The following is a 16877-nucleotide window of genomic DNA, read 5'->3' as shown; positions in this document are numbered from 1 at the left end:
GGCGCTTGTGGCAGCGTCACTTCTGGCGCTTGTAGAACGGCAGGGCCACGACCTCGTAGGGCTCGTGCGTACCGCGGATGTCGACGCCCACGCCCGTGGTGCCGGGGCCGGCGTGCGCGGCGTCGACGTACGCCATGGCGACCGGCTTGCCCAGGGTGGGGGAGGGGGCGCCGGAGGTGACCTCGCCGATCACCTGCCCGTCGCGGACCACCGGCATGCCCGCGCGCGGGACGCGGCGGCCCTCGGCGATCAGGCCGACGAGCTTGCGGGGCGGGGCGGTCTCGGCGCGCTCGGCGGCGGCCGCCAGGGCCTCGCGGCCCACGAAGTCGCCGTCCTTCTCGAACTTCACGACCCGGCCGAGACCCGCGTCGAACGGCGTCAGCTCCGTCGTCAGCTCGTGCCCGTACAGCGGCATGCCCGCCTCCAGGCGCAGCGTGTCGCGGCAGGAGAGGCCGCAGGGGACGAGGCCGTACCCGGCGCCCGCCTCGGTCAGCGCCTGCCACAGCTTCTCCGCGTCGCCGGGCGCGACGAACAGCTCGAAGCCGTCCTCGCCGGTGTACCCGGTGCGCGCGATGAGCGCCTCGACACCGGCGACGGTGCCCGGCAGGCCGGCGTAGTACTTCAGCCCGTCCAGGTCGGCGTCGGTGACGGACTTCACGATGGCGGGCGAGTTCGGACCCTGCACGGCGATCAGCGCGTACGCGTCCCGGTCGTCGCGGACCTCGGCGTCGAAGCCGGCGGCGCGCTCGGTGAGGGCGTCCAGCACGGTCTGCGCGTTGCCGGCGTTGGCGACGACCATGTACGTGGTGTCGGCGAGCCGGTAGACGATCAGGTCGTCGAGGATGCCGCCGTCCGCGCGGCAGATCATGGTGTAGCGGGCGCGGCCGACGCCGACCGTGGCGATGTTGCCGACGAGCGCGAAGTTCAGCAGCGCCGCCGCGTCCGGGCCGGTCACCGTGATCTCGCCCATGTGGGACAGGTCGAAGAGCCCGGCCTTCGTCCGCACGGCGGTGTGCTCGTCGCGCTCGCTGGCGTAGCGCAGCGGCATGTCCCAGTCGGCGAAGTCGGTCATGGTCGCGCCCAGCGAGCGGTGCAGGGCGTCGAGCGAGGTCGTACGGGTCATGGCTGGTGCTCCCGGGCGTGACGGCGATGGCGAGGGGTCCCCCGTGGCGGAGGCCTCCCCATCTGTCATCGGAACCTGAGAGGTTCGCCCCGACCACACGTACTGATGGTCATGGCTTGCACCTTGGGTGGGGCCGCCGTGCTGGACGGACGGCCCGCTTTTCAGATGTGCCTCGCCCGCGCGGTACGGGGCCTGAGAGATTCAAGGGAGGGACTTGCTCCTTCGGCGTCCGGGTACCCGTCGTGCTGGTGGGTCCCGGAACTCTCCCGCGCGGATTCAAGCGGCCGGTATGCGGTTGTGTGCGTGTGGCGGGCACATCATTGCATGCCCGCGGAACGGGGAAACCCCACGCCGGGCATTACCTTCTCTTTACACTTGGCGGGCAGAAGTGCCTGGGCGGAACGGGGAGGACGATCACGGTGCACAAGGCGATCGCGGGGGCGTACGCGACGACGGCTTCACCCGTGCCGGCGGTGGTCCCGAGGGCGCGGATGCCGCGCCGTCGCCAGGTGCGCGATCTGCGCGGGCGCGGCGGCCGCACACCGCGCCGGATCGGCTTCGCCGCGGGGGACCTCGTGGTGCTCTCGGGGCTGCCGGGCAGCGGCAAGTCCACGCTGATGCGCCGGGCCGTCACGGCGCTGCGCATCGACTCCCAGGACGCCCGGGAGCGCTGGGCCGCCCGCCTCCCCGGTCTGCCGTACGCGCTCTACCGCCCGCTGGTCCGGGTCGCGCACTACGCGGGGCTGCGGCGGGCGATGCGCTCCGGCGTCAGCGTCGTCGTGCACGACTGCGGCACCCAGGCGTGGGTGCGCCGCTGGATGATCCGCGCTGCCCGGCGCCGCGGCGCCTCCGTCCACCTGCTCCTCCTCGACGTCCCGCCCGGCACCGCCCTCGAGGGCCAGGCGGAGCGGGGCCGCGGGGTGTCGCGGTACGCGTTCGCGCGCCATCGCCGGGCGGTGGGCGCGCTGGTGACGTCGACGGAGCGGGGCGATCTCCCGGCGGGCATCGAGTCGGCGGTGCTGCTCGACCGGGCGGCGACCGACGCCCTCGGCGGGATCACGTTCCGGGGGTGAGCGGGACGAGCGGGAGCACGCTCCGGGGACAAAGGGACCACCGGAAGACCCTTGGGGCCCCTCTGGCGTACGGGTTATCGTCGGCGGCTATGGAACACCCGGCATTTCACGAGGACGCGCACCCCCATCCGACGCACGGCTGGCCGGCCAACGAGCTGGAGCAGGTCCTCGGCGCCGCGCTCGGCGTCGAGGGCGCAGGCGCCCGCATCGTCGAGGTCCTCGGCCGCAGCCCGGTCTGGATACCGCTGCCCCAGGGCGGCAGCCCCGAGAGCCGTGACCTCGACCTGCCGACGTTGGAGATCGAGGGCCAGGCGTACGTCCCCGTCTTCAGCTCCGAACAGCAGTTCATGCAGGTCACCGGCGGCCGTATGCACTGCACGGTCGCCCCGGCCGTCGAGTTCGCGCGCGGGCTGCCCGCCCAGGTCGGGCTCGCGCTCAACCCGGACGGCGCCGTCGGCATCCCGCTGCCCCCGGCCGCCGTCGCCGAACTGGCCCGCAGCGGACGCACCCCGCTGGACGGCCCGTCCACCGGCGGTCGCGTCGTGCTCTGCGAACCCGACTGGCAGCACGACCCGGTGGACTTCCTGGCGACGGTGCGCGAGGAGTTCGAGGCGGCCGGCACCGTACTGAGCGCCCACCGCTGCCTCGCCGTCGTCGAGGACGCGGACCCGTCCCTGTTCATCGGGGTGCGGCTGACCCAGTGGGAAGGCGCCGCGCGGGACCTCCCGCTGGACGCGCTGGGCCGCGCGCTCGGCCGGACCCCGGTCGCCTGGCCGGTGAACCTGGTCTTCCTCGACGTCACCCAGGACCCGGTCGCCGACTTCCTGCGCACGCGCGTACGTCCGTTCTACGCACGGGAACGGTGACGTCGTCCGTCAAGTCGGTGTCAGTGACGCCGCTTAAGCTGGTTTCATGACCTGACCGGGCGGCGCTCCGCCCCCGGTCACGGGCGGAACACGGACGTTCACGAAGGGGCGGTTACGGGTGAGTGCGTCGGGCACGGCCGCGGCCGGACAGGTCGAGCACATGCTGCGCCAGGTGACCCCCGGGCGCTACGACGCGTACGAGGCGCTCCTTGCGGCCCTCGCCGACCCCGCCGCCGGGCAGGTCTGGATGCTGCTCTGGCACGGCCAGGCCGGCTCCCCCGACGCCCAGTACGGGAACATGGACGTGGACGGTTTCTCCTACGCGCCCTGCGTCACCTCCGCCCAGGAGCTCTCCGCGTCCGGCTGGTCCCGCGCCTACGAGGTGGTCGGCGGCGTCGACGCGGCCCGCACCCTCTACCCCGACCACTACGGCCTGTGGCTCAACCCGCACGCGCCCGGCGGCGGCGTGGGTGTGCCCTGGCTCGACCTGCGCCGCATCGCGGGCGGCCTCGACCGGCAGCCGGCCGGACCGCTGCGGCTGGCCGAACCGACCATCGAGATCCCCCAGTTCTACGCCCTGCTCGCGCAGAACGCGCACCGCACCACCGCGGTCCGCTCGCTGCGCCGCGCCTGGGTGCAGCCCGCGATCGGCGCGCCGTACCTGGCGATCGGCCTCGACGTCTACGACACGTCGCCCGCCTCCGTGGACGCGGTCCGCGCGATGATGCAGCAGTCCGTCGCGGCGGTCCCGGACGGCCTGCCGGTCTCCACGGTCGCCATGTCCGACGAGTACGACCCGGTGGCGATGTGGCTGCGCGCGAACGCGCGCCCGTTCTACGACCGCGAGGCACATGCCGCGCCGGCCGCCCCGGCCGGCGGGGGTTACGGATTCCCGCCGCCCTACGGAGCCTGAGCGAGGCCGGGCGCCGAACTCGCGTGTCGCAATAGCGAGTTGTGGGGCCAATGTCCGACCTGGCGCCCCTTCCGACCCAACTGCCCACTGTTCGCACCCCGTTCACAGCTGTCCGGATAACGGAACACCCCTGACAGCATCACGTTTAGGCATCCTTTCCCCGTCAAGTCTGGCAACAGATCGCACACAGGTTGAAGACTCCGGCAGCAGGGGGCTTCGCCTCTGTGTACGACGGACTGAATCACGCCGCTACAGCGGCAAGTGCGGGCCGGTCACCGCCGGTTGAGAGGGGTCCTTGCCACGATGACGGCACCATTGCACGACACGACCGCGGAAGTGGAGCCGACCGCCCCGGTCGACGCCGCCGCGAGCGGAGCCGGCCGCAAGGTCGAGGGCAGGTCGCTGAAGCAGATCGCCTGGAACCGCCTCAAGCGGGACAAGGTCGCCCTCGCCGGTGGCATCGTTGTCGTCTTCCTGATCCTGGTGGCGGTCTTCGCCCCGCTCATCGTGAGCCTGCTCGGGCACCCGCCGAACGAGTTCCACCAGGACAAGCTGGACCCCCTGACGAACCTGCCCGACGGGTCCCTCGGTGGTGTCAGCGGTGACTTCCTGTTCGGCGTCGAGCCCAACAAGGGCCGCGACGTGTTCAGCCGCATCGTCTACGGCGCCCGGATCTCCCTGCTCGTGGCCTTCCTCGCGGCGATCGTCGCGGTGGCGCTCGGCACCCTGTTCGGCATCGTCGCCGGCTACTTCGGCGGCTGGATCGACGCGCTGATCAGCCGCGTGATGGACGTGCTGCTCTCCTTCCCGCAGCTGCTCTTCATCATCTCCCTGGTCTCGGTGCTCCCGGACGACCTGCTGGGCCTGACCGGCAGCGGGGTGCGCATCGCGGTCCTCGTCATGGTCATCGGCTTCTTCGGCTGGCCGTACATCGGCCGCATCGTCCGTGGCCAGACGCTCTCGCTGCGCGAACGTGAGTACGTGGAGGCGGCCCGGTCGCTGGGCGGCGGCTCCGGCCACGTCCTCTTCCGCGAACTGCTGCCGAACCTGGTCGCGCCGATCGTCGTCTACATGACGCTGATGATCCCGACCAACATCCTCACGGAGGCGGCGCTCAGCTTCCTCGGCGCCGGAGTCCGGCCGCCCACGGCGTCCTGGGGCGGCATGCTCCGCGACGCGCTGGAGACGTACGAGCACGACCCGATGTTCATGGTCTTCCCGGGCGTCACGATCTTCATCACCGTCCTGGCGTTCAACCTCTTCGGCGACGGGCTGCGTGACGCGCTCGACCCGAAGGGGACCCGGTAAAGCCACAGACCGCCTGGTCTGTAACGAACTGCCCCTGCCGCACTGTCAGGTGGCTCGACTCCATGGTTCTCCGGCTGCTGGCCCGGGACCGCGATCTCGGAGGTTACGAGAAAATGCCCACAGGTTCCTCGAAACGACGGCTCGCCGCCGGCGCGGCCCTCGTCGTCGCGGCGCTCGTGTCGACCACGGCGTGCGGCGGCGGTGACGGTGACTCCAAGGACTCGTCCAAGGGCGCCGGTTACGACGCGGCGTACAACAAGGTCGCCAACGCCTCCACGAAGAAGGGGGGCACGCTGAAGATGGTCGGCAAGCAGGACCTCGACTCCGCCGACCCCCAGCGTGCCTACTACGGCATGTCGTGGGACTTCATGCGCTTCTACACGCGTCAGCTCGTGACGTTCGCGCCGAAGCCGGGCGCCGCGTCCACCGAGCTCGTCGGTGACCTCGCCAAGTCGACCGCGAAGATCTCCGACGGCGGCAAGACGTACACGTACGAACTGCGCGACGGTGTCACGTGGGAGGACGGCTCGCCGATCACCGCGCAGGACATCAAGTACGGCATCGAGCGCATCTGGGCCTCGGACGTCATCACCGGCGGCCCGCAGTACCTGAAGCAGAACCTGGACCCCAAGGGCGAGTACAAGGGCCCCTACAAGGACAAGTCCAAGGACAAGCTCGGCCTGAAGTCGATCGAGACGCCGGACGCGAAGACCATCGTCTTCAAGCTGCCCAAGCCCAACGGTGACTTCGAGCAGTTCCTCGCCATGCCGTCCGGCTCGCCGGTCAAGCAGGCCAAGGACACGGCCAACAAGTACACCCAGCACCCGTTCTCGGCCGGACCGTACAAGTTCCAGTCGTACAAGGCGGGCAAGAAGATCGTCCTGGTCCGCAACACGGCCTGGAAGAAGGCGTCGGACCCGGTCCGCGCCGCGCTGCCCGACAAGGTCGACGTGACGATCTCCGCCAACCTGGAGGAGAACGACAAGCGCCTGATGGAAGGCGACTACGACGTCGACATGAACGGCACGGGCATGACCCAGTCGGGTCGCGTCTCCGCCGTCCAGGACCACCGTGACAGCGTCGACAACATGCGGACCTCCTTCGTCCGCTACGTCGCGCTGATCCACTCCGCCAAGCCGTTCGACAACGTCCACTGCCGCAAGGCCGTGTTCTACGCGACGGACTTCGCCGGTCTCCAGCAGACCCGCGGCGGCAAGCTGGCCGGCGGCGACATCGCCAACTCCACGCTGCCCACCTCCATCAAGGGCCACACCGACTACGACCCGTACGGCGTCATCGCCCGCAAGGGCAAGCCGGACGCGGCCAAGGCCAAGGCCGAGCTGAAGGAGTGCGGCAAGCCCAGCGGCTTCTCCACCAAGCTCACCGCCCGTACCAACAACCCGGGCGAGGTCGACACCGCCGAGGCGCTCCAGGAGCAGCTCGGCAAGGTCGGCATCAAGGTCGAGGTCGACTCCCTCGACGGCGCCGAGATCTCCTCGATCACCGGTTCGCCGAAGGTCGTCAAGGAGCGCGGCTACGGCATGACGATGAGCGGTTGGGGCCCGGACTTCCCGTCCGGCCAGGGCTTCGGCCAGCCGCTGTGGGACAGCCGGTTCCTCTTCGACACGGGTAACTACAACGAGTCGCAGATCAAGGACCCGAAGATCGACAAGCTCTTCGACGACGCGATCGCCGAGACCGACCCCGAGGCGGCCGGCAAGATCTACGAGAAGCTCGACAAGCGGATCCTCGACGAGGCCGACTGGATGCCCTTCATCTACGAGAAGAACATCACCTGGCGTGGTCCGCGTCTGACGAACGTCTACATGTCCGACGCGTACAGCGGCCGCTACGACTACGCCTCCCTCGGCGTCGTCAAGTAACACCCCGTCCGGGCGCCGGAGTCGATCCGGCGCCCGGACCCCCTCCGCTCCAGCCGCCGAAACCCGCCAGTCCGAAGGGCAGGTGATGGCCCCGGGCGGCGGGCGGGAACCCCCACAAGGGGCCACCGCCCGCCGCCGGGCCGCGCACAGTGCTTGCTTATCTCATCCGGCGCCTGTTCGCCGTTGTCATCATGGTGCTCGTCGTCCTCCTGGCGACCTTCACCATCTTCTTCATGCTGCCCAAATGGGCGGGTCAGGACGTGGCCGTCCTCTTCGCCGGCAAGGCAACCGGTGCCGAGCAACTCGCCGGCATCCGGATCAAGCTCGGCCTGAACGACCCCGTGCTCGTTCAGTTCTGGGACTTCGTCAAGGGCATCCCCCTGGGCCGCGACTACGTCAACGGCGCCGACGTGACCCACTGCTCCGCCCCCTGCTTCGGGTACTCCTTCCGCACGGAGGAGCCCGTCTGGAACACCCTCAAGGACGCGCTGCCCGTCACCCTGGCGCTCGCCGCCGGTGCCTGCGTCCTGTGGCTGATCGCCGGTGTCGCCACCGGTGTGCTCTCCGCCCTCAAGCGGGGCACCATCTGGGACCGCTCCGCCATGACCATCGCCCTCGGCGGCGTCTCCCTGCCGGTCTTCTTCACCGGCATGGTCGCGATGGGCATCTTCGTGCACAGCCTCGGCTGGGTACACATCGCCGACAGCCTCTCGACCGAGGACTCCATCGGCGTCTGGTTGGAGACGCTGATCCTGCCGTGGATCGTGCTCGCCTTCCTCAACGCCGCGATGTACGCCCGTCTCACCAGAGCCACGATGCTGGAGATCCTGGGCGAGGACTACATTCGTACAGCGCGCGCCAAGGGGCTCGGCGAGTCCGCGGTCATCACCCGGCACGCCCTGCGCTCCGCGATGACCCCGATCCTCACCGTCTTCGGACTCGACCTCGGTGTGCTGCTCGGCGGCGCCGTGCTCACCGAATCCACGTTCAACCTGCCGGGGCTCGGTCTCGCGGCGGTCCAGGCCATCAGCAACAAGGACCTGCCCGTGATCCTCGGCGTGACGCTGTTCGCGGCTCTCGCGATCGCCGTCGCCAACCTCGTCGTGGACCTTATGTACGCCGTCATCGACCCGCGAGTGAGGCTGGGATGACCGAACTGCACAAGACCGGGGCGGCGGTCGGAGAAGTCTCCGAGACCACCGCGGCCCCGGCCGCTCCCAGCGCTTTCCTCGAGGTCCGCGACCTCAAGGTGCACTTCCCGACCGACGACGGCGTGGTCAAGTCCGTCGACGGGCTCTCCTTCAAGCTGGAGAAGGGCCGCACCCTCGGCATCGTCGGCGAGTCCGGCTCGGGCAAGTCCGTCACCTCGCTCGGCATCCTCGGCCTGCACACCACGGGCCAGTACGGCCGGCGCAAGGCGCAGATCAGCGGCGAGATCTGGCTCGACGGCACCGAACTGCTCACCGCGGACCCGGACAAGGTCCGCAAGCTGCGCGGCCGCGACATGGCGATGATCTTCCAGGACCCGCTCTCCGCGCTGCACCCGTACTACACGATCGGCAAGCAGATCGTGGAGGCGTACCGCGTCCACCACAACGTGGACAAGAAGACCGCGCGCAAGCGGGCGATCGAGATGCTCGACCGGGTCGGCATCCCCCAGCCCGACAAGCGGGTCGACGCCTACCCGCACGAGTTCTCCGGCGGCATGCGCCAGCGCGCGATGATCGCGATGGCGCTGGTCAACAACCCCGAGCTGCTGATCGCCGACGAGCCGACCACGGCCCTCGACGTGACGGTGCAGGCGCAGATCCTCGACCTGATCCGGGACCTGCAGAAGGAGTTCGGCTCGGCCGTCATCATGATCACGCACGACCTCGGGGTCGTCGCGGAGATGGCCGACGAACTGCTCGTCATGTACGGCGGCCGCTGCGTCGAGCGGGGCTCGGCGACCCAGGTCTTCTCCACGCCCCAGCACCCGTACACCTGGGGCCTGCTGGGCTCGATGCCGCGCATCGACCGGGAGCAGACCGAGCGCCTCACCCCGGTCAAGGGCTCCCCGCCCAGCCTGATCAACCTGCCGAGCGGCTGCGCCTTCAACCCGCGCTGCCCGTACGCGGACATCCCCAAGGACAACATCACCCGTCGCGAGCGCCCCGAGCTGCACGAGATCGGCTCCGGACACTTCTCGGCCTGCCACATGTCGGCCGGGGAGCGGGAGCGGATCTGGACCGAAGAGATTGCGCCGAAGCTGTGACGGACGCCAAAGGACCCGAGATGACGATCCCTCAGCAGACGAGCGACTCGCCGGCCACCTCGCTGCATCCCGCCAAGGGCGAACCACTGCTCAAGGTCGAGGGCCTGGTCAAGCACTTCCCCATCAAGAAGGGCCTGCTCAAGCGGCAGGTCGCCGCGGTCCAGGCGGTCGACGGGCTGACCTTCGACGTGCGCGCGGGCGAGACCCTGGGCGTGGTCGGTGAGTCCGGCTGCGGCAAGTCGACGATGGGCCGGCTCATCACGCGGCTGCTCGAACCGACGGCCGGGCGGGTCGAGTTCGAGGGCACGGACATCACGCACCTGAGCGTCAGCGGCATGCGTCCGCTCCGCCGCGACGTGCAGATGATCTTCCAGGACCCGTACTCGTCGCTGAACCCCCGCCACAACATCGGCACGATCGTCGGAGCGCCGTACAAGCTCCAGGGCGTCAAGCCCGAGGGCGGCGTCCGCAAGGCGGTGCAGGAGCTGCTGGAGCGCGTCGGGCTCAGCCCCGAGCACTACAACCGCTACCCGCACGAGTTCTCCGGCGGCCAGCGCCAGCGCATCGGGATCGCCCGCGCGCTGGCCCTGCGCCCCAAGCTCGTCGTCGCCGACGAGCCCGTCTCGGCGCTCGACGTGTCGATCCAGGCCCAGGTCGTCAACCTGCTGGAGGACCTCCAGGACGAGTTCGGCCTGACGTACGTGATCATCGCGCACGACCTCTCGGTCATCCGGCACGTCTCGGACCGCATCGCGGTGATGTACCTCGGCAAGATCGTCGAACTCGCCGACCGCGACGACCTCTACTCGACGCCGATGCACCCGTACACCAAGGCGCTGCTCTCCGCGGTGCCGGTGCCGGACCCGAAGCGGCGCGGGACCAAGAGCGAGCGCATCCTGCTGCGCGGCGACGTCCCCTCGCCCATCGACCCGCCCGCCGGCTGCCGGTTCCACACGCGCTGCTGGAAGGCGACGCAGGTGTGCGCGACGAAGGAGCCCCCGCTGCTCCAGCTCGGCACCGGCCACCAGGTCGCCTGCCACCACCCGGAGAACGCCCCCGACCAGGCCCCCGAGGACACCAAGCTGCTCTCGGCGGCCAAGGAGGCGATCGACGTGGTGACGGTCCCGGCCCCGGCCGAGCCGGATGCCCCGGCGGACCCCGTCACCGTGGAGAAGGCGCCCGAGGCGCCTGAAGCGCCTGAAGCGCCGGAGGCGGCCGAGGTGCCCGAGAAGAAGTAACCCGCAGGGGGCCGCCCGCCTGCCCACGCCTTGGGCAATCGGTGGCGGCGAGAGCGGCGACGGTCGCTGGGCCCGCCCGCCCGCCCACGCCTTGGGCAATCTGCCGCCAGGGGCGGCAGGGTGGGCAAGGCGGCCCCCAGCGCCGGGCAAGTGCGCAACGGGGCCGCCGCCCCAGCACCGGGCAAGCGCGCAACGGACCGCCGCCCCAGCGCACCACAGGGCTCCGCCCCAGCACCGGCCAGTGCACAACACGGTTCCGCCCCAGCACCGGCCAAGTGCACAACACGGTTCCGCCCCCGCGCGCCAACATGGCCCAAAGAGGTCATGTACACACCCGCCCCCGAACGGCAGTGTCTGCGTGTCCGACACACCGGAGCACGTTCGAAGGGACGCCCATGGCTCTCTCCCGTTCGGCACGCATGGCAGCGCTCACCGTCGCCGCCGCCTCTTTCTGCCTGATCGCCGCCTCACCCGCCCCCACCCCGGGCGCCGACGGCATCGGCGACAGTTACTTCCCGCAGCTGGGCAACGGCGGCTTCGACGCCCGCCACTACGACCTCGACATCGCCTACGACCCGGGCACCGACCGCCTCGACGGCCGTACGACGCTCACCGCCCGCGCCACCCAGAACCTCTCCTCCTTCGACCTCGACCTGCAGGAACTCACGGTCACCCGGATCGAAGTGGACGGCAGACGCGCCGACTTCACCCGTACCGGCGACGAGATAGTGGTCACCCCGCGCGGTCCCATCCGCAAGGGGCACACCTTCCGCACCGCGGTCACCTACGGCGGCGTCCCCGAGGCCCTCAGCGGCCCGATCGTCTTCGGCTCCGACTACGGCTGGATGAAGACGGCCGACGGTGTCTTCGTCGCCTGCGAACCGAACGCCGCCTCCACCTGGTTCCCGTCCAGCGACCACCCCGCGGACAAGGCGACGTACGACATCCGTATCAAGGCCCCCAAGGGCCTCACCGGCGTCTCCAACGGCCGACTTGTCGACACGTACGACACGAAGGGCGGCCAGAGCGTCCACCACTGGCGCGAGAACAAGCCGATGGCGACCTACCTCGCGACCGCCAGCATCGGGAAGTTCGACGTGAAGACGGGCCGCACCCCCGCCGGCACCCCCATCTACGTGGCCATCGACCCGGTCCTCGCCAACAGCAACAACGTCGACGTGTACGCCGTCACCGCCGAGGCCACCGACTACTGGTCCGAGGTCTTCGGCCCGTACCCCTTCGAGGAGACCGGCGCCGTCGTCGACGACATGCCGCAGGCCGGCTTCTCCCTGGAGACCCAGTCCAAGCCCAGCTACTCGGCCGTCCGCTCCGAGTCGACCATCGTGCACGAGCTGGCCCACCAGTGGTTCGGCGACTCCGTCTCCGTGGAGCGGTGGAAGAACATCTGGCTCAACGAGGGCTTCGCCACCTACTCCCAGTGGCTGTGGACCGAGCACAAGGGCGGCGCCTCCGCCCACGACTCCTTCCTCGCCGGCTACAACTCCCGCCCGGCGACCTCGGCCTTCTGGCAGACGGTGGTCGGTGACCCGCAGCGCGACACGATGTTCGCCTCCGCGGTCTACCAGCGCGGTGCGATGACGCTCCAGGCGCTGCGCGAGCGCATCGGCGACAAGGCCTTCTTCAAGCTGCTGCCGACCTGGACGAAACTGCACCGCTACGGCAACGCGCAGACGTCCGACTTCATCGCCCTCGCCGAACGGATCTCCGGTCAGCAGCTCGACGACCTCTTCGACACCTGGCTGTTCACCCCGGGCAAGCCGAGCCTGTAGCCGGGGCCCGGACGCCCGGCGGGTAAGAATGTCGGGTGCTCCAGGAACTGTTCACCCCCTCCGTCCAGCATTGGCTCGACCTCATCGGCATCTTCGTGTTCGCCATCTCCGGTGCGCTGATGGCCGTACGCAAGAACTGGGACGTCTTCGGCATCGCCGTCCTCGCCGAGGTCACCGCGCTGGGCGGAGGGCTGCTCCGCGACCTGATCATCGGGGCCGTGCCCCCGGCCGCCTTCACCGATCTCGGCTACTTCTCGACGCCGCTGGTCGCCGCGGCCCTGGTCTTCTTCCTGCACCCCGAGGTCGAGCGGACCCAGACGGCGGTGAACGTCTTCGACGCGGCGGGCCTCGGCCTGTTCGCCGTCACCGGGACGACCAAGGCGTACGCGTACGGGCTCGGCCTCACCGCTTCCGCGGCGCTCGGCCTCGCCACCGCGGTCGGCGGCGGAGTGCTGCGCGACATCATCGCCAACGAGGTGCCGTCCCTGGTCCGCTGGGACCGCGACCTGTACGCGGTCCCCGCGATGGTCGGCGCCGTGATCGTGGTCCTGTGCATCCGCTACGACACCCTGAACGCCTTCACCAGCGGCGCCGCGGTCCTCACCGCCTTCGTCCTGCGCCTGCTCGCGATGCACTACCACTGGCGCGCGCCGCGGGCGTGGAACCGCAGGTCGGCGACGGTGGACGTGACGGAGGAGACCCCGTAGCCGGTCCCCGGCACCGGCCGAGAATACGAAGCTACCGCTTAGTAGGTTCTTGTTGTACGTTGCCGGTATGGCAGAAGCAGCGTCCACGCAGGACCGTACGACGACGATGACCGCGGCCACGATCGGCGACAGCGAGTTCGACCGCGACACGACCGTCACCCGGCGCGAGCCCGGCGTCTACGACATCGACCTCTCGGCCGGCTGGACGATCATCAACGCCGTCAACGGCGGCTACCTGCTCGCCGTCCTCGGCCGCGCCCTCGCGGACGCCCTGCCGCACAGCGACCCGTTCACCATCTCGGCGCACTACCTGACGGCGTCGGCGCCCGGCCCCGCCGTGATCCGCACCGACGTCGTGCGCACCGGCCGCACCCTCTCCACCGGCCAGGCGTCCCTCTTCCAGTACGCCGACGACGGCACCGAGGTCGAACGCATCCGCGTCCTCGCCTCCTACGGCGACCTGGACGCGCTCCCCGACGACGTGCGCACCAGCGCCCCGGTCCCCGCCCTCCCGCCCATCGACCAGTGCTTCGGCGCGGGCGACGCACCCGAGGGCGCGCCCCCGGTCCCCGGCAGCTCCGCGATCACCGACCGGCTCGCGCTCAAGCTCGATCCGGCCACGCTGGGCTGGGCGCTCGGCGCGCCGTCCGGCAAGGGCGAGATGCGCGCCTGGTTCGGCCTGGCCGACGGCCGCGACGCCGACCCGCTGTCGCTGCTGCTCGCCGTGGACGCCCTGCCGCCGACCGCCTTCGAGCTCGGCCTCAAGGGCTGGGTCCCGACGGTCGAGCTGACGGTCCACGTCCGCTGCCGCCCGGCCCCCGGCCCGCTCCGCGTCTCCATCATGACGCGCAACCTGGCCGGCGGCTTCCTGGAGGAGGACGCGGAGGTCTGGGACGCGGAGGACCGGCTGGTGGCGCAATCGAGGCAGCTGGCGCGGGTGCGGTTGGGCTGACGCGGGCGGGTGCGGGGTGTCAGGCGCCGGTTCGCCGCAGCCCCATAAGGGCGCACGTAGTGCGCCTCTTAGGGGCGCGGGGAACTGCGCGGCCCGCCCCCACCGGCCCGCGGTCGCCCACCCGACCCACGGACCCCCGCGACGCCCGGAGGGACAACGCGCCAGACTGGCCCGGTGAAATCGGACCGCCTGCTCTCCGTCCTCCTGCTCCTCCAGACCCGCGGCCGCGTCCCCGCGCGCGAACTGGCGGACCGCCTGGAGGTCTCGGTCCGCACCATCTACCGGGACGTCGAGGCGCTGAGCAGCGCGGGCGTGCCCGTCTACGCCGAACGCGGGCGGCACGGCGGCATCACCCTGCTGCCCGGCTACCGCACCGACGTCACCGGGCTGACCGCCGACGAGTCCCGCGCCCTGTTCATCCTCGCCGCGCAGGGCGCCCACGCCGCTCTCGGTCTTGACTCGGCGATCGGTTCCGCCCTGCGCAAGGTCATGGCCGCGCTGCCCGAACCGCACCGGCCCGCCGCCGAGTTGACCTCCCGCCGGATCCTGGTCGAGTCCTCGCGCTGGATGGGCCCGCCCCCGCGCGAGGTCGACGTCAGCGCCCTCCAGGACGCGGTCTTCGCCGACCGGCGGCTGCGGATCCGCTACCGGCACAGCGGCGCCGACGCGCCCCGCACGTACACCGTCGACCCGTACGGCCTCGTCTGCAAGGCTGGCGTCTGGTACCTGGTCGCCGACCGCAGGGCCGTGCCCCGCCTCTTCCGCGCCGACCGGATGCACGCCGCGACGGTCACCGACGCCCCGGTCGAGCGCCGGGACGGTGTCGAACTCGCCGACGCCTGGGCCGTGCTGAAGCGCCAGGTCGAGGTGCGGCCCGGCGGCATCGCCGTCACCGCCCGGGTCCGCCGCAGCCGCTTCGACCTGTTCCTGCGGATGTGCGGCAACTCCCTGACCGAGCAGCCCGACGAGGCCGACGCCGACGCCGACCCGGACGGCGACGGCTCCGGCGAGTGGATCACGGTCCGGCTCGGCTACGAGGTGCTGGGCGCGGTCCGTTCCCTGGCGCCCTTCGCCGACCATGTGGAGGTGCTCGATCCGCCCGAGGCGCGCGCGGAGCTGGCCCGCTGCGCCGCCGCAATCAGCGCACTGTACGCAGGAACCGGCCCAGCGCGGCCGTGAGCTCGGCGGGCGCGTCCTCCTGGACCAGATGCCCGGCGCCCTCGATGATCCGCAGCTCGGCGCCGGGGATCGACGCGGCCAGCTCACGCCCCTTGGCGACCGGGATCCAGGTGTCCTCGGCGCCCCAGCAGACCAGTACGGGCAGCGCCAACTCCCCGTAGCGGCCCTGGATGTCGTCCGTGAACCGCTGGTCGTTCTGTTCGATCTGCCGGTAGAAGGAGTCCTGGCCCGCCGCGGTGAGCCACGGGGCGACGAGCCGGGCGTGCGTGTCCTGACACAGACCCCGGTGGCTGGCCGAGGCGACGTAGCGGTGCACCAGCGCCTCGTGCAGATCGGGCGGCAACTGCCGGAAGACGTCGGCGTGTGCACCCAGCAGGCGGTACGTGGGGGAGCCCCACGGCGCCAGCGCCACCGGGTCGACGAGGGCGAGCCCGGAGTAGGCGGCCCCGTGCAGCAGATGGGCGCGCAGGGCCACGCAGCCGCCGAAGTCATGGGCGACGACGGCCGGTTCGGTCAGTCCCCAGTGGTCGATCAGCCCGGCCAGGACACGCGCCTGGGCGTCCAGGGTGAGGTCCTGGCCCGACCGCATCTCGGAGGCGCCGTAACCCGGCAGGTCCCATACGTACACGCGGTGTTCGGCGGCCAGCGCGCGGGCCGGGCCGCGCCACACGTAGGACGAGAACGGTGTGCCGTGGACGAGGACGACGGGCGGCGCGTCCGCCGGGCCGAGCGCGGCCCAGCGGACCTCGCCGGACGGACCGGCGTACCCGCGGTCGAGGTCCCAGTCGGTTCCTGGGCCGTTCGAGCCGTTCGAGGCGTCCGAGCCGCCCGAGCCTTTCGATTCCGGTGCTGTCATGACCGTAAAGCTAGTTGCTCATGACGCATCCAGCCAGTGTCTGCGGCCCAGGCTCACCAGCCGCAGCTGCCGTTCCGCGAGCCCCGCCGCGCGCGCGAAGTCCTCGGGCGGGGTGGTGAGGAAGACCGACGCCGTCATCACCATGTGGTCGACGTACAGACCCGCGAGCATCAACAGGTCCTCCTCGCTCCAGCCCGCCGACTCCGGGTCGTGGCTCAGCGCCGCGCGCACCTCCTCGGCGAACTGCCCGAGCTGTGCTCCTATCGCCTCGCTGACCCGCTGCACGCCGCCGTGCCGCTCGCGCGCGATGAAACGCACATGGGCCGGGTGGGCGCGCACGTGCGCCGCGATCAACTCCACGGTGCGCGCGATCCGTTCGGCACTGTCCCAGGTCGCCGTAAGCAGTTCGGAGACGACCGCGTGCAGGCTGCCGAGCGCCTCGTCGACCAGCGCGACCCCGAGGTCGGCCGTGCTGTCGAAGTGCCGGTAGAACGCGGTGGGCGCCACCCCCACGGCGCGCGTGACCTCGCGCAGCCCCAGGCTGCTCAGGCTCTGCTCCTCCAGCAGTTCCAGCGCCGCGTCCAGGAGGGCCTGCCGGGTCTTCTGCTTCTGCGCCTGCCGGATGCCGAGAGTGTGACTCATGTCATCCAGTTAACAACTGTTCTCCGTTTTTGGAAACCGCTCACGGGGATAGACTGAGAAGTCAGTGAACAGTTGTAACCCACCTTTGGGAGG

Annotated in this window: 15 protein-coding genes and 2 riboswitches; of the genes, 12 read left to right on the top strand and 3 right to left on the bottom strand. The window is 70.8% G+C overall.

What is annotated here, in order from left to right:
- Positions 1-16: 16 nt before the first annotated feature.
- Complete coding sequence (gene gcvT / locus ACZ45E_RS16435; RefSeq protein WP_468221320.1) at positions 17-1123, bottom strand: glycine cleavage system aminomethyltransferase GcvT; 1107 nt, start codon at positions 1121-1123, stop codon at positions 17-19.
- A 52-nt stretch (positions 1124-1175) separates the two neighbouring features.
- Positions 1176-1294: riboswitch (glycine riboswitch) on the bottom strand.
- Positions 1295-1402, bottom strand: a riboswitch (glycine riboswitch).
- Between the two features lie 212 nt (positions 1403-1614).
- On the opposite strand from gcvT, the gene ACZ45E_RS16430 reads away from it, so the two are divergent.
- From ACZ45E_RS16430 to ACZ45E_RS16375, 12 genes are all read left to right on the top strand, one after another.
- Complete coding sequence (locus ACZ45E_RS16430) at positions 1615-2196, top strand: AAA family ATPase (RefSeq protein WP_468221454.1); 582 nt, start codon at positions 1615-1617, stop codon at positions 2194-2196.
- An 89-nt stretch (positions 2197-2285) separates the two neighbouring features.
- Positions 2286-3062: an enhanced serine sensitivity protein SseB gene (locus ACZ45E_RS16425; protein ID WP_468221318.1), complete on the top strand. Its 777-nt coding sequence runs from the start codon at positions 2286-2288 to the stop codon at positions 3060-3062.
- Positions 3063-3180: 118 nt separating this feature from the next.
- A complete protein-coding gene (locus ACZ45E_RS16420; protein ID WP_468221316.1) occupies positions 3181-3975 on the top strand; it encodes an enhanced serine sensitivity protein SseB C-terminal domain-containing protein in 795 nt (264 codons plus the stop codon).
- Positions 3976-4278: 303 nt separating this feature from the next.
- Positions 4279-5283, top strand: a complete 1005-nt coding sequence (locus ACZ45E_RS16415; RefSeq protein WP_468221314.1) for an ABC transporter permease — start codon at positions 4279-4281, stop codon at positions 5281-5283.
- 113 nt (positions 5284-5396) lie between these two features.
- Positions 5397-7166, top strand: a complete 1770-nt coding sequence (locus ACZ45E_RS16410; protein WP_468221313.1) for an ABC transporter substrate-binding protein — start codon at positions 5397-5399, stop codon at positions 7164-7166.
- A 149-nt stretch (positions 7167-7315) separates the two neighbouring features.
- On the top strand, positions 7316-8317 hold the full coding sequence (locus ACZ45E_RS16405; protein ID WP_468221310.1) for an ABC transporter permease: 1002 nt from the start codon (positions 7316-7318) through the stop codon (positions 8315-8317).
- Positions 8314-9420: an ABC transporter ATP-binding protein gene (locus tag ACZ45E_RS16400; protein WP_468221308.1), complete on the top strand. Its 1107-nt coding sequence runs from the start codon at positions 8314-8316 to the stop codon at positions 9418-9420. Before ACZ45E_RS16405 ends, ACZ45E_RS16400 begins: the two co-directional genes overlap by 4 nt.
- Before the next feature lie 20 nt (positions 9421-9440).
- Positions 9441-10658, top strand: a complete 1218-nt coding sequence (locus ACZ45E_RS16395) for an ABC transporter ATP-binding protein (protein ID WP_468221306.1) — start codon at positions 9441-9443, stop codon at positions 10656-10658.
- Between the two features lie 395 nt (positions 10659-11053).
- Positions 11054-12448 (top strand): M1 family metallopeptidase, encoded by a 1395-nt coding sequence (locus ACZ45E_RS16390; protein ID WP_468221303.1) that lies wholly within the window; start codon positions 11054-11056, stop codon positions 12446-12448.
- A gap of 35 nt (positions 12449-12483) precedes the next feature.
- A complete protein-coding gene (locus ACZ45E_RS16385) occupies positions 12484-13155 on the top strand; it encodes a trimeric intracellular cation channel family protein (protein WP_468221301.1) in 672 nt (223 codons plus the stop codon).
- Positions 13156-13222: 67 nt separating this feature from the next.
- Complete coding sequence (locus ACZ45E_RS16380; protein ID WP_468221299.1) at positions 13223-14107, top strand: thioesterase family protein; 885 nt, start codon at positions 13223-13225, stop codon at positions 14105-14107.
- Positions 14108-14281: 174 nt separating this feature from the next.
- Positions 14282-15286 carry a helix-turn-helix transcriptional regulator gene (locus ACZ45E_RS16375; protein WP_468221297.1) on the top strand — a complete coding sequence of 335 codons (1005 nt, stop codon included), beginning with the start codon at positions 14282-14284 and terminating at the stop codon, positions 15284-15286.
- On the opposite strand, the gene ACZ45E_RS16370 is transcribed toward ACZ45E_RS16375, so the two are convergent.
- Together ACZ45E_RS16370 and ACZ45E_RS16365 are read right to left on the bottom strand one after the other, a co-directional pair.
- On the bottom strand, positions 15246-16142 hold the full coding sequence (locus ACZ45E_RS16370; RefSeq protein WP_468221295.1) for an alpha/beta fold hydrolase: 897 nt from the start codon (positions 16140-16142) through the stop codon (positions 15246-15248). The genes ACZ45E_RS16375 and ACZ45E_RS16370 overlap by 41 nt on opposite strands.
- A gap of 18 nt (positions 16143-16160) precedes the next feature.
- Positions 16161-16784 (bottom strand): TetR family transcriptional regulator, encoded by a 624-nt coding sequence (locus tag ACZ45E_RS16365; RefSeq protein ID WP_468221293.1) that lies wholly within the window; start codon positions 16782-16784, stop codon positions 16161-16163.
- Positions 16785-16877 lie beyond the last annotated feature (93 nt).

It is taken from the genome of Streptomyces sp. NPDC030991, from assembly GCF_055571235.1.
This window is presented reverse-complemented; position numbering and strand designations above follow the sequence as displayed.

What these genes read in the sequence shown, in the direction of transcription:
- ACZ45E_RS16390 (WP_468221303.1), top strand. Translation starts at nt 11,054, where the DNA reads ATGGCTCTCTCCCGTTCGGCACGCATGGCAGCGCTCACCGTCGCCGCC.
- ACZ45E_RS16400 (WP_468221308.1), top strand. Translation starts at nt 8,314, where the DNA reads ATGACCGAACTGCACAAGACCGGGGCGGCGGTCGGAGAAGTCTCCGAG.
- ACZ45E_RS16425 (WP_468221318.1), top strand. Translation starts at nt 2,286, where the DNA reads ATGGAACACCCGGCATTTCACGAGGACGCGCACCCCCATCCGACGCAC.
- ACZ45E_RS16430 (WP_468221454.1), top strand. Translation starts at nt 1,615, where the DNA reads ATGCCGCGCCGTCGCCAGGTGCGCGATCTGCGCGGGCGCGGCGGCCGC.
- ACZ45E_RS16365 (WP_468221293.1), bottom strand. Translation starts at nt 16,784, where the DNA reads ATGAGTCACACTCTCGGCATCCGGCAGGCGCAGAAGCAGAAGACCCGG.
- ACZ45E_RS16370 (WP_468221295.1), bottom strand. Translation starts at nt 16,142, where the DNA reads ATGACAGCACCGGAATCGAAAGGCTCGGGCGGCTCGGACGCCTCGAAC.
- ACZ45E_RS16395 (WP_468221306.1), top strand. Translation starts at nt 9,441, where the DNA reads ATGACGATCCCTCAGCAGACGAGCGACTCGCCGGCCACCTCGCTGCAT.
- ACZ45E_RS16410 (WP_468221313.1), top strand. Translation starts at nt 5,397, where the DNA reads ATGCCCACAGGTTCCTCGAAACGACGGCTCGCCGCCGGCGCGGCCCTC.
- ACZ45E_RS16415 (WP_468221314.1), top strand. Translation starts at nt 4,279, where the DNA reads ATGACGGCACCATTGCACGACACGACCGCGGAAGTGGAGCCGACCGCC.
- gcvT (WP_468221320.1), bottom strand. Translation starts at nt 1,123, where the DNA reads ATGACCCGTACGACCTCGCTCGACGCCCTGCACCGCTCGCTGGGCGCG.
- ACZ45E_RS16380 (WP_468221299.1), top strand. Translation starts at nt 13,223, where the DNA reads ATGGCAGAAGCAGCGTCCACGCAGGACCGTACGACGACGATGACCGCG.